A 21,165-nucleotide genomic window follows, 5' to 3' on the forward strand; every position below is an offset into this window, starting at 1 on the left:
GCGGTGCTGGCGGTGTCACCCGGACATGATGACGAGGACCGTGCTCTCGCGGCGCACCATCCTGACCGTGCTGGCCGGCGGCGGCGCCGCGGCGCTGGCCGGCTGTGACACCGGGGGGCGACCGAGCGGCGCCCGTGCCGTGGCCGTGCCCGATCCGCTGCTCGTGGAGCTGACCGACGGGCTGGGCGTGCTGCGCGGCGGCGAGCGGCTGGCGCTGCCCCACTCGCTCGCCACCGCCGACGGGCGGATGATCTACGGCACGGAACCGGGCGCCGCCGACACGGCGTTGTTCCGGGTCGACGCGGCCACCGGCGGGGCGTCGCCGCGGGTCACGCTGCCGGGCCGGTGGGCGCCGCAGGCCGTCTCGGCCAACGGTCTGCTGGTGGCGCTCACCCCGGACGCGGTCGGCGTGACCGAGGGACGCCCACCGGGGCGGACGGCCACCCCGGTCCTCGTCGCCGACCTCGGCGGCGTACGCCACCGGCTGCGGTTGCCGGGCAACGTCGTGCCGGAGGCGTTCACCCGGGACGGCACCGGGCTGTTCGTCATCGACTGGCTGCCACCGGCACGGCCGGACCGGTACCGGGTCCGCGTCGTGGACCTCGCCACCGGCACGCCCGGCCCGCTCCAGACCCGCGCCAAGTCGGCCGTCCCGCCCGGCGCCGAGGAGGAGATGCGCGGCGACGGACGCCAGGCCGTGCTCGCGCCGGACCGGAGCACCCTGTACACGCTCTACACCCACCAGGCCGACCACCGGCACACCCGGGACCTGGTCAGTGGACGGCCGGGCAACGTCCACGCGTTCGTCCACACGCTGCACCTCGGTGACCGGTGGGCGTACTGCGTCGACCTGCCGCACCCGTTCGGCGCCGGGCCGGCGAGCTGCCACGCCATCGCCGTCGGCCCGGACGGGCGCGGCCTCTTCGTCGCCGACGTGGCCTCCGGCACCGTCGCGGAGATCTCCACCGAGCAGCTCACCGTGCTCCGCACGGCCACCGTGGCGGCCGGCGCCGGCGTCGCGTACGCGGCCACCGACGGCACGCGCCTCTTCCTCGGCGCCGGCCCGACCGTGCGTACGGTCGATGTCGCCGGCCTGCGGGTGGTCGGCGAGTGGTCGATGCGCGAACGCGTCACCGGTCTGCTGCTCAGCCCCGACGGCGCCCGCCTGTACGTCGGCCAGCCGGGCGCGGTGAGCTGGCGCGACGTCGCCTCCGGCCGGGAGCTGGGCCGCGTCGCCGTGGACGGCCTGGTGGGCCTGCGCGGCCTGGCGGGGACCGCCTGACCCGCGGGCCGCGACCGGCCGGACGGCGACCGGCCGACGCGCGTGCTCAGGTGGCGTCGGGCAGCCAGGGCGTCAGCGGGCCGGGGTCGAGGACCATCGGCCGGCGTTCGGCGGCCCGCCCGGACCCGTCGCGCGAGGACGGCCCGGCTGGTGACCAGCCGGGCCGCCCGTGCGGTCGTACGGTCAGCCGCCGAGGCTGGCGGCGGCGGAGGCGATCGCCGAGGCGAAGTAGCTGACCTGGGTGTAGACGCCCGGGTAGTTGGGGCGGGCGCAGCCGTAGCCCCAGCTGACGATGCCGACCTGAATCCAGGCGTTGTTGGCGTCACGGCGGAACATCGGGCCACCCGAGTCGCCCTGGCAGGTGTCGACACCGCCGCTGGTGTAGCCGGCGCAGATCTCCTCGGCGGGGATCACGTCCCCGCCGTAGTTGGCGTCGCAGGTGGCGTCGCTGACGAACGGCACGGTGGCCTTGAGCAGGTACCGCTGCTGCGGGCCGCCCTCGCGGGCCGCTCCCCAGCCGGCGACGGTGAAGGTGCCGTTGTCGTACGCGGTCGTGTTGGCGATCTTCAGCGTGCTCAGGTTGGTGACGGGAGTCGCCAGCCGGATCAGCGCCCAGTCCTTGCCGTTGCCGTTGTAGCCGGGGGCCCGGTAGACGTAGTTCGATCGGATGCTGATCCGGCTCGACGACTGGAGGTCGACCACGCCGAGGGTCGCCGTGATGCTGGTGTTGTTGCCGGTGGCACCGACGCAGTGGGCGGCGGTGAGCACGAGCCGGGGGCTGTAGAGGGACCCGCCGCAGCCCATGGAGAGCCGGACCATGAACGGGAACTCACCCTGGGCGGCGCGGGTGCCGCCCACGACGTACGGCGTCATGGTGCCGCCGTCCGCGGCGGCGGCCGGCACCGTGAGGGTGAGGCTGCCCGCGGTCACCGCGGCCAGGGCGGCGGCCAACAGGCCGGTGAGGGTGCGCCAGCGAACCATACGTTCCTCCGCATCAGGCCGGTACGCCTCGTGAGCGCACCTGATTCACGAATGCGGTCAGCATATTGATGCCTGTGGATAAATAGCCATACGCTCTGGGTCGTACCACCGGCGGTATGCCGCCCGCCGACCCGACGCGGGTTCGCGGCCGGGCCCGGCGGACGCGCCGGATCAGCCCGCCATCACCCGCTGGTGCAGCGCGGTCACCACCGTGCGCGCCGACACGAAGGCGCCGTGCTGCCAGGCCACCTCGTGGCTGAGCCAGTCACCGGCGAAGTAGACCCGCCCGGCCGGGCGCAGCAGGAGGTCGTAGCCGGCCGACCCCCACGGCGGCGAGGTCCAGGCGCCCTCCAGGTAGCGGGTCCGGTCCCAGGCCTGCGAGTACGACGTCACCAACTCGCTGCGGTACTTCGGACCATGGATCTTCACCCCCTGGGTGACCGCCCGCTCCTGCCGCTGCGCGGGGGGCAGCGCGCTGTACGCCCGGGCGTTGGCGCCGGTGTTGTAGTAGCCGACGATGAGCCCCCGCCGCCCGTGGTAGCCGTACGACGGATACCAGACGTGCGCCAGGTCCAGGTCCGTCTCGGTGATGCCGCCGTAGATGCGCTGGTCCGTCTCCCACCACCGGCTGTGGTACTCCAAGCCGATCTTGCCGGCCGCGCTGACCCCGAAGCCGCGCAGTGCGGCGGTCACGTCACCGCCGAGGTTGTGCGGCACCCGGGCCATCAGGTGCGGCGGCAACGTGGCGACGCAGTAGTCGGCCCGGACCAGCCGCTCCCGGCCACCCTGCCGATACGTCACCTCCACCTCGCGCCCTCGGTCGGTGACGTCGGTGACCTCGGCCCTCAGCCGGATGCGGTGCTGCCCGACCGCGCGGGCGAGCGCCATCGGGATCTGGTCCATCCCCCCGACGGGCTGGAACATCAGCATCGCCTGGTCGTAGCCGAGCTCGAAGGAGAAGTAGCGCCCGACGTTGCTCGCGAAGACGTCCGACAGGGCGGGCAGGGCGCCCAACGGCTCCCCCGCGTCGTTGCCCGCCCCCGGATAGCTGGCGAAGCCGCGCCGCGTCGTCCCCGCGTACGCCCACCCGGCGGTCCGCCCCCCGATCGCGCCGAAGCCCTGCAGAAAGCTCAGCAGCCGCTCCTTGTCGGTGGCGGTGAGCCGACCGTCCAGCGCGCCCTGGTCGGTGGCCTTGGCCAGCAACTCCGACACGTAGCCGTAGACGTCGGCCTTGGCCGTGCGATAACGCACCGGGGCGGACATCCCCGCCGACTCGTTGTAGATGAGCGCGTCGGCGTTGGCGTTGGTGAAGACCTCGACGGGCACACCCAGTTCACGGCAGTAGTCCATCGTGACCATCCACTGGGCGATCCGGCCGGGACCCGCGTTCAGGTAGACCCCGTCGGAGAACCCCGCCCGTTGCATGTGGCCGTCCAGGTCGGTCTCGACGGACCCACCCCGGATCGTCAGGTTCCGCCCACCGGCGCGCGCCCGAGCCTCCAGCACCGTGCAGTCGTAGCCGGCCTTGCCCAACTCGTACGCCACCGCCAGGCCGGCGACGCCGCCACCGAGGATGACGACCCGGGCGCCGGAACGGCCGGTGAGAGAGAAGTCGGAGCGGGTCGGGGCCCGGAAGGGCGGAGCCGCCGCGGCGGCCGTGGGCGCCAACCCCAGCGCGCCCATCGTGGCGAGCATCGCACCGGCGCCGCCGCTCACCCCGACGGCCCGCAGGAATCCGCGTCGACTGACCCAGGGCTGCTCATGCTGGTTCATTGACGTCCCCCTCAGGATCTTGTGGGACGCCGAGTCTGTAAGGAGTTCGTTACGGCTGCGCGCCGTACCACGTTCCCAATCTGTTTCGATCGATGCGGTGGCTGGTCCGCGCCCGCGGCACGGGCCAGCCACCGCATGAACTCAGGCAGGAACCGCCGGTCAGAAGAACGCGTACATCGCCTCGTCGGGCTCCTCGGTGTCGTCGGCCGGCGGCGGGCTGACCCGGACCGGCTCGCCGAAGCCGCTCATCGTCATCTCCGTGACGATGTCCCCGAGGGTCTTGGTGGCGATCGTGTACGACAGCGCGGTCAGCCGACCCTCCGCGTCGACCACGGCCTCGAACGGAATGGCCGAGGGGTCCTTCGCCAGCTTCGCGGACGACTCGATGCCCTGCCGCATGCCGGCTTCGGTGCTCGCCGCCTCGGCCGCCTTGCCCAGGTCGGCGATCCCCCGGTACCGGCCCTGCCCCGTCGCCTCGGCGGAGACGATGCCACCCACGATGCCCGTCTGGGACGTGAAGTCGAAGGACTGCCGCAGGGAACTGCCCGGCGGCAGCTTCGTCAGATCCAGCTTCATCCACGGCTTGTCGCCGTCGAGCGAGTCCATCTTGATGTACGCGGTATCGCCGATCAGCCGAGCCTCGACCGGCTCGGACACGTCGCCGGTGACGAGGAGCACCCGGGCGGCGGGGTCCATCTCCCCACTCAGGGTGATCACCTGATTGCCGGCTTTCACCGAGGCGTCCATGGTGAGGGTGCCGGCGAGGCTGCGGTCCATGCCCTGCCGGACGGTGGTGACGGGATCGGGCACGGACGTCGCGGACGCGGACGAGGCCCCTCCGCTCTCCCGGGACGTGGTGCCGCAGCCGGCGACGAGGCCGGCGGCGAGGGCGACACAGAGGACAGGGATCAATCGACGCATGAGGGTGACCCTAACGAGCCACCGCCAGCGAATTTCCGCGTGCGCCGCCGCCGGCGGCGGCCGCGGCGCCCACGTACGTGAATGCGTGTTCTACAATCGACGCCGCTCGCGGGGTTCCCTGGGAGGCGGTCGAGGTTCCGCTGGTTCCGCGCTACCGGGGGGAGGCGCATGACCGACGAATCACTGGTCGCCGATGTCCGTTCCACCCGTGAGGTGTGGACCGGCTCGTCGCTGGCCGACGGCGCCGAAGGGGTCGTGGACGCGATCCGCAGCGAGGGTTGGGTGGACGACCTGCTCGCCGGTGCGGCCTTCGGGTTGGACGTCGTAGCGACGGTGATGGACCCGTTCAGCGCGCTGCTGGCCAACGGCCTCGGCTGGGCGATGGAATACTTCGAGCCGCTGCGCGAGATGCTCGACTGGCTGACCGGCATGCCCGATGTCGTCGCCGCACACGCCGCCACCTGGGACAACATGGCCGCCCACCTGCAAGGGATGGCGACCGACCTGCAGACGCACCTGGCCGGTGACCTGCCCGACTGGCAGGGGCGAGCCGCTGAGGCGTACCAGTCGCTGATGGTGAACAACGTCGACGCCATCGCCGGTCTCGGCGTCGCGGCCGTCGCCATGGCCGCGGCCACCGAGGCCGCCGGCAACCTCGTCGCCTTCACCCGCGACATCGTCCGTGACCTCATCGCGGACCTGGTCGCCCGCGTGGTCGTCTGGGCGGTCGAGGCGATCTTCGTGGTCACCATTCCGGTGATCGCGGCGCAGATCGTCGCAGCCGTGGTCAAGTGGGCCGGCCGGATCCTGAGCTACACCTCCTCGCTCGTGACCAGCTTGACCAACCTCGCCAAGCTCATCAACGGCTGAGCGGAGGGGGACGTGGCCAAACCCAAGGGACCGCACGGCGACGGTGGGGACGGCGGCGACGGCGACGGCACCGGGGTCCCCCGCCAGCGGGGCCGGAACAACGGCCGGTCCACCACCATCGCCGAGACCCACCGGGCCGTCGCCGAAGCCGCGGCGGACGGGCGTCCCGGCGGGGCGGGCACCCGCGACGGCAGGTCCGGCGACGGCCAGGGTGGCGACGCCGAGACCCGACCCCCGCAGAACGACCCCACGCTGGACAAGAAGGACCCGCAGACCCTCGAGGAGATCAAGAACGCGCGCCGGCACATCGCCGACCAACTGCAGGAGATGGCCGACGAGTCGTGGGACTACGTCGACCAGAACAAGGACACGCTGCTGCAACGGGAGGGCTACCAGCGCCAGCGCGAGGAGCTCATCGCGAAGGGCTACCCCGAGGACGTGGCGGACACCATCGTGGAGCGCACGGCCCTGGGCACGGAGGCGCACCGCCACTTCGCCAACTCGATCGACTCCGAGGCGGACACGTTGCTGCCCGAGGACACCGGCTTCCGACTGCGTACCGAGGTCGGCTACGACAGCCAGGGCGTGGAGACCCCACGGGTGAAGGACCAGGACTTCCGGCCGGACGTCATCCTTGAGCGGCAGGTCAAGGACCCGGTCACCGACGAGCTGGACTGGGAGGTCGCGCACGCGTACGACCTCAAGACCGGCCTGAAGACCGGCATCGAGAACTGGTGGTCGAAGAAGGTCACCGACGGGCTCGACCTGCCCGAGCCGCCGACGGAGATCCGCCCGACCCAGCGGCCGCTGGGTGGATAGACTGACCGGGCCCTCGGCCCCGTACGCTGCGAAAGGTTCCCATGTCGTCTGCTGACAAGGCACGGCGGTGGCGGCAGATCCTGACCGAGCTGCGGCCCGACCTGCCGGGCGAGTGGTCCCTTCGCGGGAGCGGCCTCGGCACGGTGCTGGCGCGGGAGCCCGTCGACTGGGCCCTGGCCTGGATCGGCTACTCCGGCTCCCCCACCCGGCCGCAGGGCTGGCTCTCCGCGGCGGTGCAGCCCCTCGTGGCGCCGTTCACCAGCTGGATCATGACGTACGGCGTCCGGATGGACGAGGTCCGGTCGGGTCCCCGCACGGTGGACCTCCTCGCCGACGAGGCCGCCGACCAGACCCGGCGGTTCGTGCTCGACACCGGCCTGTCGAAGCTCGACGGTTGGCCGGCGGAGCGGCTCGCCGACGTCGCCGAGCGCGACTACGCCCAGGTGCCGGCGAAGCGACGCACGCACTGGCACCAGGTGCCGGGCTGGCGGGTGGTCACCGGCAGCGCCTCACCCGTGGACCCGGCCCGGCAGCTCGCCGACCTGTCCCACGGGCGGGCCGCCGAGAGCTCCGGCAAGGGCGCCCGACAGTCGACCGACCAGGCGGCGTTCTACGAGCGCCTGGTCGCCGCGTGGCACGAGGGCGAACGCGACGCGGCGCTGCGGTTCCTGACCGACCAGCGTGACCAGGCGCTCGCCGCGCAGAAGCTCGACGCGGTGACCACCCCCTAGGGTCCGCCCGCGGAGCCCGTCACGGCGGTCACCCGCCGAGCCGCGCCACCACCGCCGCCAAGGCCTCGGGCACGCGCACCTGGGCGGGGCCACCGGCCTCCCCCGGCACGACGCGTACCGGGTGGAACTCGTTGCCGTACCACCAGAAGAGCCGGTCGGTGCACGGGTCGGAGGCGGCGACGAACATCGACCGGGCCACCCGGTCGATCGCCACCGCGGTGTCGAGCACCCGGGCGTCCACCCGGTGCAGCATGACCGCGCTGTAGCGGGGCGCGGCGACCAACGCGCCGTGGTCGGCGACGACACCGGAGCCGGCGGCGTGGGAGCCGGCGTCGGTGCCGGCGGCCGGCAGGAAACGCCTGAGCGACATGAGCGTGGTCGTGACGAAGGGGTTGCCGTCGGCGGCGAGCAGCCGGACCGACGCCCCGTTGGGCAGCGTGTGGTCGCGGACGTCGAGGTCGGCCAGTTCCCGCTGCACGGTCTGTCGGACGGCGAGCCGGACCAGCTCGGTCGGGTCGACGCCCAGCGCGGCGGCCTGGGCGACGGTCAGCCGGTCCAGCCGGTCGGGCCGGTTGACCACCACCACGGCGGTGAAGTGCCCGCCGAACGGCATCGCGAGGTAGTCGTCGGCCTCGGCGGTCGCCGCCTCCGGGGTCAGCCGCAGCCGCAGCTGCGCGACGTCGGTCGGCCCGAGCTGAGGGGAGACCTCGTCGGGCAGCTGGCGGCGGATCGCGGCGACCCAGTCGGCCAGCAGCTCCGGCCACGCCGGGCGGGGCCGGTCGGCGCACTGGCGGAGCAGCGGGACCAGCGAGACCCGGGCCCGACCGCCGGGCACCGGGACGATGATCTCGTCGCTGTCGGGCGCGAGGCGCGCTCCGGGCAAGAGGACCGGCAGGGCTTCCTCGACCAGGGCACGGACGCTGCCCGTCAGGTCCACGTTCGGCGACGCCACCGTGCCTTTCTACCACCGGCGGGCGACGGCCGCCGAACCCGCCGAGGCAGCGCCGGCGTGTGACCGCCGCCGATCCCGGCGACGTCCTCCGCGAGCGGAGGGCCCGTCGAGGTGCCACCGGCGGCGAAAAGTCGGTTGCCGTCGGGCCGGGGCTCCGGGAAGGTGGGGCCATGACGTTCTGACGGATCGCCACCCCCGTATCGCGACCGAGCCACCGCCACCGCGCGGGGCCGTCGCGCCGTCCGTCCCTCCCTCTCCGCGAAATGCGAGCGTCTGTGTCCGTACCTTCCCTTCGGCGTGAGTCCACGCCGGCCACCCTCACCGTGTTCGCCTCCCCCACCAGTTGGATCGAGTCCGACGCCCTCGCGCAGTGCCGTCAGGTGGCCGCGCTCGACGGGATGGTCCACGTCGCCGCCATGCCGGACCTGCATCCGGGCAAGGGCGCGCCCATCGGGGCAGCCATGTCGTCGACCGTGCTGTACCCGTTCCTGGTGGGCTCCGACATCGGGTGCGGCATCGCCGTGTTCCCGGTGCGGCTGCGCCGGGCGGTCCCCGAGAAGCTCGCCGGCCGGTTCCCCGATCTGGATAGCCCGCTGGACCCGGTGCGGGACGCCGACGACCCGGCCTGGTCGGTGCTGACGGGTGACGTGCCGGCGGGTCACCTCGACGGGCTCGGCACCGTCGGCCGCGGCAACCACTTCGTCGAGTTGTCGCGGGTCGGGACGGTCTTCGCCGCGGAGCACGCGCGCCGCCTCGGGTTGGACGTCGGCGACCTGGTGCTCATCGTCCACAGCGGCTCCCGTGGGCTGGGTGAGCGGATCCTGCGGGCGCACACCGAGGTCCACGGGGCCGGTCCCGCCCCCGACCCGGCCGCCTACCTGGCTCGGCACGACGACGCCGTCCGGTGGGGTGCGCTCAACCGGCGACTGTTGGCGGCCCGGGTCGCGTACGCGCTGGGGTTCGAGCCCGCCGAGCCGATCGTCGACGAGTGCCACAACCTGGTGGAGGTTCGGGACGGGACCTACCTGCACCGTAAGGGGGCGGCCCCCGGCGACGGCCGTGACGTGCTCGTCGCCGGCACCCGGGGCACCCCGTCCTATCTGGTGACGGGCCATGCCGGCCCCGACGCCAACCACTCGGTGGCGCACGGCGCGGGCCGCAAGATGTCCCGCGCCGACGCCCTGCGCCGGGGTCGGGCCAAGCACACCGTCGAGGAGCTGCGCCGCACGCCGGTGGGTTCGGTGGTGGTGTGCGGCGACCGCCAACTGCTGTTCGAGGAGGCGCCCACGGCCTACAAACGCATCGAGCAGGTGGTCGCCGACCTGGAGAGCCACGGGTTGGCGACGCCGGTGGCCACCACCGTCCCCCTCGTGACCTACAAGACCCCCGACGTCGGGTCCGCGGCCCGCCCGCAGCGCCGGGACGACCGTCGCGGGCGGAGTCGCCGGTGAGCGTCCACCTGTTCCTGTCCGCGGGACGCGGACCGCGGGAGTGCGCCTGGGCGGTGGCGCGGCTGCTGCGCCGGCTGGAGACCGATGCCCGTCGGCGGGGGGTGAGCGTCGACCGGGTCGAGTCGGTCCCCGGCGACCGGGCCGGCACCTACCGGTCGGTGTTGCTGCTGCTCCGCGGCGGCGACGCCGACCGGTTCGCCGACGCGTGGTCCGGCACCCTGTGCTGGCAGGCGCCCAGCCCGTACCGGGCAGGCACGGGCCGGAAGAACTGGTACGTCGTCGCCCGCCGGTGTCAGGTGGACTCCCCCGTCACGGCCTTCCGCGACGAGGACGTGGACGTCGTCGCCTGCCGCACGGGCGGGCCGGGCGGTCAGCACCGGAACAAGGCCAGCACGGCGGTGCGGGCCACGCACCGGCCGTCCGGGCTCGTCGTCGTGGTCGACACCGAGCGGCAGTACGCCCTCAACCGGCGCATCGCCCTGCGGCGGCTGCGCGAGCGCGTCGAACGCGGCGACGAGGTGGCGCGTCAGTCCCTCACCGCCGCCCGTTGGCGTGTCCACGACGACCTCGTCCGCGGCGCGCCCCACCGGATCGAACGCCCCGGCGCCCGGGAATGGGAGAACGACTCGCCCCGGTAACCATCCGGCGACAGCTCCGGGCAGGGTGAACACCGGCCGTCGTCGCATTGCCTTGACGCGCATTTCCCGCGACCGGGAATTGACAGGAATTCCGCCGTCTAATACGCGGTCGGCGCTCGGCCGAAACGTCACGCGACGGCTGCCGTGAAGTCGACGCATACGTGTCCAGGAAACGACAATCCCGCCGCCGCGTCGGCTAGCCGTCACCACCCGCCACGACCTGGCCCGACGGAACCGCGACGACCTGCCCGCGGGCGTCCTTCCGGCGAGCTCGAATACACCCGACCGCGCCTGTCGCCAACCGGTCAAAGGCTTTGTCGAACGACGCGGAATACGGATGCTCTCCCCGGGGCCCGAATCGCGGCCCGATCCACACGAGGGTCGAAAGGAATGACCCGACATTGGGGGGAGGAACATCAATGTTCGTTACGAAGGCCACCGGGCCCACGAGATCGGCGGTCGCCGTTCTCACGGGCCTCGTGGTGGCACTCGCGGGGGGCGCCACGCCGGCGTACGCGGCGGAGCCGGGCGAGGCCGCCAAGGCTCGCACCACGCCCGCCTACCAGCTCGCCCGGGGCGAGACGTGCGGGCTGCGCCCGTCGGCGGGCAAGAGCCCGAAGGACGAGGCCGTGAGCTGCCTGGGCGTCGAGGCCAAGCTCGACCGCACGCCCGCCGTGGGTGAGACCGCCACGCTGCGGGTCACCGTACGCGGCCAGGGCAAGATCGGGCCGAGCGACATCAGCGTCACCCTGCCCGCCGAGATGGAGTGGGTGCGCGCGCCCGGTGAGCTGGGTGTCCAGACACAGCGCAGCGTCCAGCCGGAGCGGGCCGGCACGGTGTCCGTCGCCCGGACGACCCGCGCCCTGCGCGCCGGCGAGGACGTCGCGTTCACCGGTGTGGTGCGTGCGGTCAAGCCCGGCCCGGTGCAGATCCAGGCGCGCGCGACCGCACCCTACGGCGCGGACGTCCAGGCCGGCCAGGACGACGTCTTCCTGACCATCGGCGAGAAGGCCGGGCTGTCCCGGCTCGGGCACGCGGCCGCCGCGGGGGACAACACCACCGCGCGCGTGCCCACCTCGTCCCGGGTGCCACGGTCGGCGGGGCAGACGCCGAAGAGCGTCGGCGCGCAGAACGTGGCCGGCGAGGCCCGCGCGGAGGCGAAGGCCAAGGGGCTGTCCGTGGTCGGTCCGCAGGCGGCGTGTGACACGCGGGTCGCCGGCAACTGGAGCTTCCAGGACCAGAACGGCGGCTGGCACAACCAGATGAACATGCAGGTGCAGGTGTGGGACGACGACGTGTTCGGCGACTCCCTGCTCGCCACCGGGGTGACCGACGGCGCCGGTAACTACGACATCTGCTTCGACTCGAAGTCCGAGAGCTTCCCGGACAGCGGCAACGCCGACATCTACGTCCGCTTCGTCACGTCGAACAACCTGTGGCGGGTGCAGCGCGGCGGGAACCCGCTGACGTTCACCACCGGCACGACCAACGACGTGCCCACCGGCAGCACGCTGAACCTGGGCTCGCTCACCGCCGCCGACGGGGCGTTGCAGCGCGGCCTGCACGCGTACGACTCGGCCAACGACGCCTGGCTGTGGGTGCCGAAGCCGAACAACCTGTGCTGGGACCAGGACGACGCGAGCTGCCGCCAGGTGGTCATCAACTGGGCGCCGGACTCGACCGACGGCACCTACTACAACCTGGGCAGCAACCAGGTCCACCTGGCCGCCGACGACCCGAACGCGCCGACGACGGTGGTGCACGAGATCGGCCACGCGGTGATGGACGACCTGTACAACGACAACTACCCGTCCGCGCCGAACTGCAACCCGCACAGCGTCACCGGCGCCAGCTCGGCGGGCTGCGCCTGGACCGAGGGCTGGGCGGAGTGGTTCCCGGCGACCGTCTACAACGACCCGTTCTTCCGCTGGCCGAGCGGTGCGTCACTGAACCTGGAGAACGCGACCTGGGGCAACGGCTGGGGCGAGGGTGACACCACCGAGGGCCGGGTCGCCGCCGCGCTGATCGACATCACCGACTCGGCCAACGAGGGCACCTGGGACCGGTACGGCGAGGGCCCGTTCAACATCTGGACCACGTCCCGCCTGCACAACTCGGCGACCTTCGCGGCCTTCTGGAACGACCGGGCCGCCGACGGCTTCAACGTGGCCGACTCCGGCGCCCGCGCCTCGGTCTACCAGAACACCATCGACTACCAGTTCCGGGACCCGCTGGGCAACTACGCCCCGCTGACCCGGCCGACCCCGACGCCGCCGCACAACTTCGGCTACTCGACGTCGTCGCCGTACTGGTCGGTCGTGGCGCTCAAGCCCAACTCGGGCGACCTCGACCTGCAGCTCTACGACGACCGCGCGCAGGGCGCCTACCTGTCCGGCAGCGCGTGGGGCGGCACGGCCGTGGACTTCGTCGCGGTGGACTCCAACCGACGGGCGCTGGGTGACTACTACCCGCGGGTGACCAACTGGTCCGGCGGAGGTGGTTACCGGGTCGAGCTGGCGCAGGGCTCGGCGGTGCTGAACGCCGGCGCCAGCACGGTCACGATGGGCACGAACAACGTGGTCACCGTGCGGGACGCGTACCTGACCGCCGGGGTGCCGGTCACCATCTCGGTGGCGGCCACGAACGTCGGGCAGGACGCCGAGCTGTTCGTCCTGGACAGCGACCCGGCCAACGCGGCGACCTGGATCCGCACCCGGTCCGGTGCGGTGGCGTCCGCCACGAGCGGCGGCGCCGGGGCGACCGAGACGGTCACCGTCACCCCGGTCCGCTCCGCCTGGTACGGCGTCGTGGTGATCAACAAGTCGGGCTCGGGCAACTACACCCTCACCCGGTCCTGACGACCGGAGTCCGCGGCACGACCGGTCCGGGGGCGCCCACCACGGCGCCTCCGGACCGCCGCGCGCCCGCGGCCGTGTCCGAGCGCGCGTCGAGGCCCGGCCGGCCCGGTCCTCACCATCCGTCCCGGTTCGGGCGGAACCAGTGGCGCCGCCCCGGCGTCCGACGGAGGTACGTCCGACGTGGGAGGCGACATGCACCGAGGCGGGAGAGCGGCCCGGCTGGCCGTGCTGGTCGGGCTGGCGGCGGTCGTCGGCTGCGCCGGCCCGAGGGACGACGGGCCGGAGCCGCCGGCCGGGGCCGACGCGCTGGTGCTGCGGCTGACCGACCTGCCCGGCCTGCTCCCGCCCGGCGGGACCGCGGCCCTGCCGCCGAGCTTCTCGCTCTTCGGCGACGGGCGGCTGATCAGCGTGCCCGTGGGCCCCGCCGACCACTGGCCCCAGCTGCGGGAGGACCGGGTGCCCCGCGAGGACGTACGCGACCTGCTCCGCCGCGCGGTCGCGCTGCCGGACGGGGCGGCGGGCGGTGATCCCGACGGACCCGTCACGCGGGTGGTCGTCGGCACGGCCACCGGGCCGCGGGCCGTCACCGTCGACCGGGCCGACCCGGCGCTCGCCCGGCTGCGGACGGCGCTGGCCGGCTACGCCGACGGCCCGCCGGTGCCCTACGAGCCGACCGCGGTCGCGGTCATCGCGACGCCGGTCGACTCTCCGCAGCCGGCCCGGCCCTGGCCGTTGCCGGCGTTGACCGGCGAGCCCCTCGGCGGCACGTCGGCCGGCTCGACCTGCCTGGTGCTGCGCGGCGCCGACCTCGACGCCGTGCGGCGGGAGGCGGCCACCGCCGGCGCCGCCACGCCCTGGCGCGACGGCGACCGGCTGTGGCAGGTCACGCCCCGGCCGCTGCTGCCGGACGAGGCCGGCTGCGCGGACCTGTGACGCCGGCTCGGCCCGCGTGCCGGAGGACGACCTACTCGTTGCGCGCCGACTCCGGCCCGGTGACCCGGCGCAGCAGCGGCAGCGTCGAGGCGACGATGCCCAGCGACGCCAGCAGCCCGCCGGCGACCAGGAGGTAGTAGGACGGGCCGGGAGCCAGCAGCGGGTAGCCCAGTTGCGCCCGCAGGAACAGGTGCGCGGCGAGGAATCCCATCGCGATCGCCACCGCCGCCACGAGCAGCAGCGGCGCGACGGTCTCCAGCGCGACCACGCGGCGCAGGGTGCGTAGCCGCACGCCGGTGAGCCGCAGCAGGCTGAACGGCCGGCGTCGGTCGCTGAGCCCACCGGCCACGCTCATCGCCAGGCTGCACCCGGCGATCGGCAGGCTGGCCAGCGTGACCACGTTGGCCAGTTGCTGGAACTGGGTGAACACTCGCGCGGAGCTCGACGCCCACTCGGCGGTGCTGGCCGGGAATCGGCCGGTCGGGAACGCGTCGACCAGGATCGTCCGGGCCCGCTCGAACGCGGCGCGGTCGGTGGTGTCGACGACCACCGACAGGATCGGCTGCCGGTCGATGTCGGCCGGGTCGAGATCGGCGGCCTCCCACACGTACGTGTCGGTGGTGAGGTCGAACGCGCGCATGCCGACGAGGTCGTCGGTCACGCTCGCCACCCGCGCCCCCGGCGGGCAGCTGCCGTAGACCTGGAGGCGGTCCAGCTCCGCGCAGGTGATCACGCCCTGCCACCCGTGCGGGTCCGGGTTGCGGTGCACCAGAGTGACGCTGCGGACGCCGGGAACCGTCGCGAGCGCGGCGGGAATCTGCGCGGCCGTCGGCGGCGGGCCGTCCTCGGGCCGGAACCACTTCGACAGCGACGTGGCGGCCACCGAGTCGGTGGGCGGCTCCCCCCGGTTGGCGATGTAGGTGGTGATCGTGCCGGTCGCCACGCTGGTCACGAAGAGCGCCACGATCAGTCCGCTGACCGAGCGGAACCCCGCCCGCGGGTTGTCCGACAGGCGTCGTGCGGCGATGAGGGTGGCCGGGCGACCGGCCCGGGCGGCGAGCAGCCGCGCGGTGACCATGGTCAGCCACGGCCCGGCCAGCAACAGCCCGACGAGGATGAGCAGGAACCCGGAGAGGTACGCGGTGAGCTGGCCGTTGGTCGTGGGCGGTCGCCGGCCGACGAAGTAGGTCAGCTCGGCGACCCCGACGACGAGCGGGACCAGCCGCCAGGCGCGTGGCGGCTTCGGGGTGACCCGCCGGCTGACACCCAGCGGTGAGATCTGCACCCGCCGCAGGGCCAGCCAGGACGCGACGACGGCGCCGAGCGGGATGCCGACCGCCACGAGCAGCACGTCGGCGAGGGTGAGCGACAGGTCGGCGGTGAAGAACCGCTCGCCAGTGAACGGGATCGCGGCGAGGCCGGGCCGGACGGCGAGGAACACGCCGAACCCGGCCAGGGTGCCGGCCGCCGCCGCCACGGTCGACTCGACCGCCGAGATGACGGTGATCTGCCGTGGTGTGGCGCCGATCAGCCGCATGGCCGCGAAGCGCTGCTCCCGACGGGTGGCGGCCAGCCGCGTCGCGGTGCCGATGAAGACGAGCACCGGGAAGAGCAGCGCGACGGCGACGACGGAGAGCACGAGGGCCATGCCGTCGCGATTGATCCCGACGTAGCAGCCGCTGCGGCAGTCGCTCGGCGAGGTCGTCATGATCTGGCTGACCCGCTGGGCGCCCAGCCGTTCCAGGTCGGCCGGGGTGCGGCCGATGACGATCAGTAGGGAGTCGGGGGACGGCAGGGCGGCCGGACCGATCGTGCCGACCTCGCGCCCGGGGAACCGGTCGCCGAGCTCGGCGGCGGGCGCGGCCCGCAGCAGGTCGGCCAGGGCCGGCGAGACGTAGAACTCCCCCGGCCCGGGCAGACGCGGGATGCCGGGCGGGACGGGCGCGTCCGGTCCAGACGATCCGACCTCGACCCGCCCGATCGGCCGGCCACTGTGGAAGTCCTCGCGGATCATCCACCACAACCCGTCGGCGGACGGGTCCGGTGAGGCCGGGGCGGCGGCCGTGTTCAGCCAGCCGTAGCGCTGGTTCTGCGCGTCGACCGCGTTCATGCCGGCGAGCGTCGCGAGGAGCATGCCGACGCCGAGCGCCACCGCGGTGGCGATGACGAGGAGCCGGGTGGCGGCCTCCCGGCCGCCGGAGAGGGTCAACCGCAGGGCGAACCGGATCATGCGCGCACCAGCGCGTTCACCGTGCCGTCGCGGACGATGACCTGGCGGTCGGCGTAGGCGGCGACGCGGGCGTCGTGGGTGACGAGCACGACGGTGGTGCCCTGCTCCCGGGCCGCCGTGACGAGCAGGTCCATGACCTGCTCGCCGGTGAGCGAGTCGAGTGCGCCGGTCGGCTCGTCGGCGAACAGGACGCCCGGCCGGGCGACCAGGCCCCGGGCCAGCGCGACCCGCTGAGCCTGCCCGCCGGACAGCTCACCGGAGCGCCGCCCCTGCAAGCCGGCGAGGCCGAGCCGGTCGAACCACGGTTGGGCCTCCCGGAGCGCGGCGGCCCGCCGGACGCCGCCGAGCAGCAGCGGCAGCGCCACGTTCTCCTCCACGGTCAGCTCGGGCACGAGTTGCCCGAACTGGAAGACGAACCCGAAGTGGTCGCGGCGCAGGGCGCTGCGCCGGGTCTCGCTCAGCGTGTCGATGCGCCGACCGTCGAAGTGGATCTCGCCGCTGTCAGGGACGAGGATCCCGGCCAGGCAGTGCAGCAGGGTGGACTTGCCGGAGCCGCTCGGGCCCATGACCGCGACGATCTCGCCCGGGGCCACCGACACGTTCGCACCGCGCAGGGCCGGCGTCTCGCCGAAGGACAGGGCGACGTCGCGGGCCTCGACGCCGGTCACCGACGCACCATCTCTCGGAGGGCGTCCAACCGGGCGACCGTGGTGTCGATCCAGTGCAGGTCGGCCTCCAGGTGGAACAGGCCGTGGTCGGCGAGCATGGTGTCCACGAGGTTGCCGGTGCGCCGGATCTCGGTGAGCTCGGTCATCCGCCGCAGGTGGGTGGCGCGCTGCGTGTCCAGGTAGGTCTCGGCCGGGCGGTCGAGCATGAGTGCCAGCACGACCTTGGTGAACAGCACGGTCTGCAGGTTGGGCTCGGCCTCGACGGGCTCGGTCAGCCACGACTCGAACTCGGTCGCCCCGAGCTCGGTGATGACGTAGCGCTTCCGGTCGGGACCCACGCCGGGCTCGACGTCCCCGATCACGATCTTGCCGTCGCGGGTCAGCCGGCCGAGGGTCGCGTAGACCTGGCCGAACGGCAGCGGCTTGCCTCGGTTGAAGAAGGAGTCGTAGTCGCGCTTCAGGTCGTAGCCGTGGCTGGGCTCGCGTTCGAGCAGGCCGAGAAGGGTCATGGGGACGCTCATGCCCGACACCGTACCCCGGGTGTATACCTCGCGTATATACATCGGGCGTAGATGAGCCCGAGGGAACCCGCGCGCCGCCGCGCGGGGCGCTATGGTGCCGTCCGTGGTGGTCGAGGGTTTCGTGTACGTCGTGGCGGACCGGCCCGGACCGATGGCGGACGCCAGAGCAGGCGAACGGGTCCGGATACCGTCCTGGGATCCCCCGTGGATCGTGGTCGACCACCGGCTGGACCGCGTCCTCGCGGGGCGCTGGCCCGGCCGGCTGTTCCGCGTCCGGAGCGTCCCGCCCGGAAGCGACGAGGAACGGGACGCCCTGGCCCGGGCCGCGCGGAACCTGGCCGCCGACGCGAGCTACACGCGCGCGTTCGCCGTGGACGTGCTGGAGGAACTGCGGCCCGGGGTGCTGTACGGTCCGCACGGCGACGCGGTCGTCGAGGTCCTGGAGCACGCCCGGCTGCTCACCGAACCGGCCGCCCACGCGCTGGCCGCCGCGCGCCCACCGGCCGCCGACGACGCCTACAGCCGCGCCTGGCAGCGCTGGTTGCGCGGACAGGCCGACGGCGCGGCCTACGAGGACCACGACCACAGCGGTGTGCTCGCGATCCCGGGCGCCGGTCCGGGCGGTTCGCCGATCGGCTTCGGCCTCGTCGCGCTCTGGACGTGCGTGGTCGACAGCGCGCGGCGGTGCGCCGGCTCGGCCGCGTTCACCGTCGAGACGGAGGACGACGAGGAGGACGAGGTGCTGCTGGACCCGTGGCGCACCGCCGGCGCCGCTCTGCTCGACGCGGCCCTGGCCCTCGGCGCACCCGACCTGGTCGACGCCGTGGACGCGGCGCTGCTCACCGCGGCGTGGCGGGCCGTCGACCGGCCGTGAACGCGCGCCGGCCGTCGGCGACGCGAAGCGGCTCGCGGGTTACCGGTCGGCCGGTACAGTCGCGAGGATGCGGATCACCGTTCTCGGTGGGTGCGGGGCCTGGCCCGAGGCAGGCCAGGCGTGCAGCGGCTACCTGGTCGAACACGACGGCTTCCGGCTGCTCGTCGACCTCGGCTACGCCGTGTTCCCCCGGCTCCTGGAACACCTCACCGCCGACCAGGTCGACGCCGTGTTCGTCAGCCACGGGCACCCCGACCACTGCGCCGACCTCAACCCGCTGCTGCGGGCCCGTACCCTCCGCGACGACCCGCCCCCTCCCCTACCCGTGTACGCGCCACCGGGCGCCCTGGACGCCGTGCTGGCGCTGGACCGCCCGGGCATGCTGGACGCCGCGTACGCACTGCGCGAGTTCACCCCCGGCGACGACCTCGACATCGGCCCGTTCCACGCGCACACCCGGCTGCTGCCGCACTGGGTGCCGAACGCCGGCGTACGACTCTCGGTGGGCGGCCGGGTCCTCGCCTACACCGGGGACAGCGGCCCCAGCCCCGACGTCGTCGACCTCGCCCGGGCGGCCGACCTGCTGGTCGCCGAGGCGAGCTACCTGCACGACGTGCCGGAGGACTCGGTCGGCTTCCAGTCGAGCGCACGGGAGGCGGGCCGACAGGCCGCAGCGGCCGGGGCGGGACGTCTGCTGCTGACCCATGTGCTGCCGGGGACAGCGCACGCCGCCGCGCGGGCCGCGGCCCGCGCCGAGTACGACGGCGAGGTCGGCGTCGCCGCCGCGAACGTGGTCGTCGACCTCGGGTAGGGAGACGCCGACCGCGCCGACGGCGGCGGCGAGGCGGCCGACCGGACGCCCCCGGCCGCGCCCCGCGCGAGCGTCGCCGTCACGCCGGCTCAGGCGGGGGCGGACTCGTCCACGACGGTGGCCGGCCGGGTGCCGAGCCGGGTGACCAGGTAGCCGAAGGCCGCCGCGGTGAAGAACATGACGATGCCGTAGACGGCCCCCGGGATCGCCATCCGGGTGTTGTCGAGCAGCGCCGGGCTGAGCGCGATCGTGATGGCGAGGGTGCTGTTGTGGATGCCGATCTCGAAACCGGCCGCCGTGGCGGCACGCCGATCGACGCCGGCGGCGCGGGGTACGCCGTACCCGATCGCGAGGCTCACCAGGTTGAACGCCAGCACGGCCAGGCCGACCGAGACGAAGTAGTCGGCGATGTTCTCGCGCTCGCCGAGCACGGCGCCGGCGACCACCGCCACGAGCACGACGACGGACAGGATCCGCACCGGCCGGTGCAGGCGTTCGGCGAGGCGCGGCAGTCGGGCCCGCAGCAGCATGCCGATCGCGACGGGGATGAGCACGATGGCGAACACCTGGAGCACCTTGTCGAACTGCAGGCCGATGCTCCGGCCGCCGCCCAAAAAGTGCGACGCGGACAGGTTCACCACGATCGGCAGGGTGAACACGGCCAGCACCGAGTTGACGGCGGTGAGGGTGATGTTCAGCGCGACGTGCCCACCGAACAGGTGACTGTAGAGGTTGGCGGTGGTGCCTCCGGGCGAGGCCGCCAGCAGCATCATGCCCACGGCCAGCTCCGGTGCCAGGTCGAAGGCGAGCACCAGGGCGAAGCAGATCGCGGGCAGCAGCAGCATCTGGCACACCAGCGCGATGAGCGCGGCCCTCGGATGCTGGGCCACCTGCCGGAAGTCCGCGGTGGTCAGTCCGAGGCCGAGACCGAGCATGATGATGCCGAGAGCGATGGGCAGGCCGATGAGGGTCAGCGCCGAATCCATGCCACATCGTTACCACCCGGTAACGGCCGCGCCATCCCCCATGTGGACGGGGGCGACGGACGGCCCCGCTACGCTGGCTCTCCTGCGGCGGGGCGGCGGAAGGAGCCGGACGGTGGCGGTCAAGATCGTCGGCGGGGGCCCCGCGTGACCGAGGCGACCTCCCCCGACCGGCCGCCGCGGCGGCGGCGACGTCTCGTCCGGGTCGCCGCGCTGGGCGTGGTCCTGCTGCTGCTCAGCAGCGTCCCCTGGCTCTGGACGACCATCGCCGCGCGCGGACACCTGCACGAGGAGGCCGACGCGCCGACCGCCGACGTCGTGCTCGTGCTCGGCACCGAGGTGGCGCAGGACCGGCGTCAACCGGGCGAACGGCTCGCCGGGCGTCTGGAGACCGCCGCCGAGCTGGTCCGCCAGGGCCGGGCCCGGGTGGTCCTCGTGTCCGGCGACGGGGGCGGCGCGTCCGGTGACGAACCGGCGGTGATGGCCGCGTACCTGACCCGGCTCGGTGTCGACCCGGCGCGCATCGTCGCCGACCCGTTCGGCCTGGACACCTACGACAGCTGCGCCCGCGCCCGGCAGGTGTACGGGGTGCGGCGCGCGCTGGTCGTCACCCAGTCCTACCACGTGTCCCGGGCGGTCACGCTCTGCCGGCAGCTCGGGGTGGAGGCCGACGGGGTGACCGCCCGCTGCGGCGACTGCGGGCCCGCCCTGCTGGTCGAGAAGTCCATCCGCGACTACCTGGCCAGCGGCAAGGCGGCGTGGGACGTGGTCAGCGGCCGCCCACCGGCGGTCCGCTCGGCGCAGGACCCGGCGGTGCGGGACGCCCTCGCCCGCTGACCCGCGCCCCGGTCGGCGGTGGCAGCCGACGG

General features: G+C 73.7%; 19 protein-coding genes. 11 read left to right on the forward strand and 8 right to left on the reverse strand.

All coding sequences use genetic code 11. The features are described 5' to 3' along the window. The first annotated feature begins 25 nt into the window (after positions 1-25). Positions 26-1,282 (forward strand): YncE family protein, encoded by a 1,257-nt coding sequence (locus tag ACIBTV_RS23330; protein ID WP_396708023.1) that lies wholly within the window; start codon positions 26-28, stop codon positions 1,280-1,282. A 183-nt stretch (positions 1,283-1,465) separates the two neighbouring features. On the opposite strand, the gene ACIBTV_RS23335 is transcribed toward ACIBTV_RS23330, so the two are convergent. The 3 genes from ACIBTV_RS23335 to ACIBTV_RS23345 form a co-directional block, all read right to left on the reverse strand. After that, positions 1,466-2,263, reverse strand: a complete 798-nt coding sequence (locus ACIBTV_RS23335) for a S1 family peptidase (RefSeq protein WP_396708025.1) — start codon at positions 2,261-2,263, stop codon at positions 1,466-1,468. Between the two features lie 171 nt (positions 2,264-2,434). Beyond that, positions 2,435-4,036, reverse strand: coding sequence for a flavin monoamine oxidase family protein (locus ACIBTV_RS23340; protein ID WP_396708027.1), 1,602 nt, complete (start codon positions 4,034-4,036; stop codon positions 2,435-2,437). Between the two features lie 159 nt (positions 4,037-4,195). Continuing rightward, a complete protein-coding gene (locus tag ACIBTV_RS23345) occupies positions 4,196-4,957 on the reverse strand; it encodes a hypothetical protein (protein ID WP_396708029.1) in 762 nt (253 codons plus the stop codon). A 168-nt stretch (positions 4,958-5,125) separates the two neighbouring features. On the opposite strand from ACIBTV_RS23345, the gene ACIBTV_RS23350 reads away from it, so the two are divergent. Genes ACIBTV_RS23350 through ACIBTV_RS23360 form a run of 3 tightly spaced genes read left to right on the forward strand, consistent with a single transcriptional unit; the run spans position 5,126 to position 7,377 of the window. Next, positions 5,126-5,827, forward strand: coding sequence for a WXG100 family type VII secretion target (locus ACIBTV_RS23350; RefSeq protein ID WP_396708031.1), 702 nt, complete (start codon positions 5,126-5,128; stop codon positions 5,825-5,827). 12 nt (positions 5,828-5,839) lie between these two features. After that, the gene (locus ACIBTV_RS23355; RefSeq protein ID WP_396708033.1) at positions 5,840-6,646 is read left to right on the forward strand and encodes a hypothetical protein; all 807 of its coding nucleotides are present in this window, start codon (positions 5,840-5,842) and stop codon (positions 6,644-6,646) included. Positions 6,647-6,687: 41 nt separating this feature from the next. After that, positions 6,688-7,377 (forward strand): hypothetical protein, encoded by a 690-nt coding sequence (locus ACIBTV_RS23360; protein ID WP_396708035.1) that lies wholly within the window; start codon positions 6,688-6,690, stop codon positions 7,375-7,377. Positions 7,378-7,405: 28 nt separating this feature from the next. Here ACIBTV_RS23360 and ACIBTV_RS23365 read toward each other — a convergent pair whose 3' ends face one another. Next, positions 7,406-8,329, reverse strand: a complete 924-nt coding sequence (locus ACIBTV_RS23365) for a hypothetical protein (RefSeq protein ID WP_396708037.1) — start codon at positions 8,327-8,329, stop codon at positions 7,406-7,408. Between the two features lie 275 nt (positions 8,330-8,604). Between ACIBTV_RS23365 and ACIBTV_RS23370 the strand changes: the two genes are divergently transcribed. The 4 genes from ACIBTV_RS23370 (at position 8,605) to ACIBTV_RS23385 (ending at position 14,209) form a co-directional block, all read left to right on the forward strand. Further along, complete coding sequence (locus ACIBTV_RS23370) at positions 8,605-9,780, forward strand: RNA ligase RtcB family protein (protein WP_396708039.1); 1,176 nt, start codon at positions 8,605-8,607, stop codon at positions 9,778-9,780. After that, the gene (prfH, locus tag ACIBTV_RS23375) at positions 9,777-10,418 is read left to right on the forward strand and encodes a peptide chain release factor H (RefSeq protein WP_396708041.1); all 642 of its coding nucleotides are present in this window, start codon (positions 9,777-9,779) and stop codon (positions 10,416-10,418) included. The genes ACIBTV_RS23370 and prfH overlap by 4 nt, the downstream gene beginning before the upstream one ends. Positions 10,419-10,837: 419 nt before the next feature. Then, positions 10,838-13,276 carry a hypothetical protein gene (locus ACIBTV_RS23380; RefSeq protein ID WP_396708043.1) on the forward strand — a complete coding sequence of 813 codons (2,439 nt, stop codon included), beginning with the start codon at positions 10,838-10,840 and terminating at the stop codon, positions 13,274-13,276. A gap of 192 nt (positions 13,277-13,468) precedes the next feature. Further along, positions 13,469-14,209, forward strand: a complete 741-nt coding sequence (locus ACIBTV_RS23385) for a hypothetical protein (RefSeq protein ID WP_396708045.1) — start codon at positions 13,469-13,471, stop codon at positions 14,207-14,209. Positions 14,210-14,240: 31 nt separating this feature from the next. Here ACIBTV_RS23385 and ACIBTV_RS23390 read toward each other — a convergent pair whose 3' ends face one another. From ACIBTV_RS23390 to ACIBTV_RS23400, 3 genes are read right to left on the reverse strand one after another with little or no spacing between them, the layout of a single operon-like run. Then, positions 14,241-16,439, reverse strand: a complete 2,199-nt coding sequence (locus ACIBTV_RS23390) for an FtsX-like permease family protein (protein WP_396708047.1) — start codon at positions 16,437-16,439, stop codon at positions 14,241-14,243. Beyond that, on the reverse strand, positions 16,436-17,107 hold the full coding sequence (locus ACIBTV_RS23395) for an ABC transporter ATP-binding protein (protein ID WP_396708049.1): 672 nt from the start codon (positions 17,105-17,107) through the stop codon (positions 16,436-16,438). Before ACIBTV_RS23395 ends, ACIBTV_RS23390 begins: the two co-directional genes overlap by 4 nt. After that, the gene (locus tag ACIBTV_RS23400) at positions 17,104-17,628 is read right to left on the reverse strand and encodes a PadR family transcriptional regulator (RefSeq protein ID WP_091598146.1); all 525 of its coding nucleotides are present in this window, start codon (positions 17,626-17,628) and stop codon (positions 17,104-17,106) included. Before ACIBTV_RS23400 ends, ACIBTV_RS23395 begins: the two co-directional genes overlap by 4 nt. A gap of 103 nt (positions 17,629-17,731) precedes the next feature. Between ACIBTV_RS23400 and ACIBTV_RS23405 the strand changes: the two genes are divergently transcribed. Beyond that, on the forward strand, positions 17,732-18,502 hold the full coding sequence (locus ACIBTV_RS23405; RefSeq protein WP_396708050.1) for a hypothetical protein: 771 nt from the start codon (positions 17,732-17,734) through the stop codon (positions 18,500-18,502). Between the two features lie 67 nt (positions 18,503-18,569). Then, a complete protein-coding gene (locus ACIBTV_RS23410) occupies positions 18,570-19,313 on the forward strand; it encodes an MBL fold metallo-hydrolase (protein WP_396708051.1) in 744 nt (247 codons plus the stop codon). An 89-nt stretch (positions 19,314-19,402) separates the two neighbouring features. On the opposite strand, the gene ACIBTV_RS23415 is transcribed toward ACIBTV_RS23410, so the two are convergent. Next, positions 19,403-20,299, reverse strand: a complete 897-nt coding sequence (locus ACIBTV_RS23415; RefSeq protein WP_396708052.1) for a bile acid:sodium symporter family protein — start codon at positions 20,297-20,299, stop codon at positions 19,403-19,405. 144 nt (positions 20,300-20,443) lie between these two features. On the opposite strand from ACIBTV_RS23415, the gene ACIBTV_RS23420 reads away from it, so the two are divergent. Beyond that, entirely contained in the window at positions 20,444-21,133 is a 690-nt protein-coding gene (locus ACIBTV_RS23420; protein WP_396708054.1) for a vancomycin high temperature exclusion protein, read from the forward strand. Positions 21,134-21,165: the final 32 nt, after the last annotated feature.

The organism is Micromonospora sp. NPDC049366, assembly GCF_044466625.1.
GTDB lineage: Bacteria > Actinomycetota > Actinomycetes > Mycobacteriales > Micromonosporaceae > Micromonospora.

Bases quoted from the DNA above. Each gene is read 5' to 3' on its own strand.
- ACIBTV_RS23330 (WP_396708023.1), top strand. From the start codon at position 26: ATGATGACGAGGACCGTGCTCTCGCGGCGCACCATCCTGACCGTGCTG.
- ACIBTV_RS23335 (WP_396708025.1), bottom strand. From the start codon at position 2,263: ATGGTTCGCTGGCGCACCCTCACCGGCCTGTTGGCCGCCGCCCTGGCC.
- ACIBTV_RS23340 (WP_396708027.1), bottom strand. From the start codon at position 4,036: ATGAACCAGCATGAGCAGCCCTGGGTCAGTCGACGCGGATTCCTGCGG.
- ACIBTV_RS23345 (WP_396708029.1), bottom strand. From the start codon at position 4,957: ATGCGTCGATTGATCCCTGTCCTCTGTGTCGCCCTCGCCGCCGGCCTC.
- ACIBTV_RS23350 (WP_396708031.1), top strand. From the start codon at position 5,126: ATGACCGACGAATCACTGGTCGCCGATGTCCGTTCCACCCGTGAGGTG.
- ACIBTV_RS23360 (WP_396708035.1), top strand. From the start codon at position 6,688: ATGTCGTCTGCTGACAAGGCACGGCGGTGGCGGCAGATCCTGACCGAG.
- ACIBTV_RS23380 (WP_396708043.1), top strand. From the start codon at position 10,838: ATGTTCGTTACGAAGGCCACCGGGCCCACGAGATCGGCGGTCGCCGTT.
- ACIBTV_RS23385 (WP_396708045.1), top strand. From the start codon at position 13,469: ATGCACCGAGGCGGGAGAGCGGCCCGGCTGGCCGTGCTGGTCGGGCTG.
- ACIBTV_RS23390 (WP_396708047.1), bottom strand. From the start codon at position 16,439: ATGATCCGGTTCGCCCTGCGGTTGACCCTCTCCGGCGGCCGGGAGGCC.
- ACIBTV_RS23400 (WP_091598146.1), bottom strand. From the start codon at position 17,628: ATGAGCGTCCCCATGACCCTTCTCGGCCTGCTCGAACGCGAGCCCAGC.
- ACIBTV_RS23410 (WP_396708051.1), top strand. From the start codon at position 18,570: ATGCGGATCACCGTTCTCGGTGGGTGCGGGGCCTGGCCCGAGGCAGGC.
- ACIBTV_RS23415 (WP_396708052.1), bottom strand. From the start codon at position 20,299: ATGGATTCGGCGCTGACCCTCATCGGCCTGCCCATCGCTCTCGGCATC.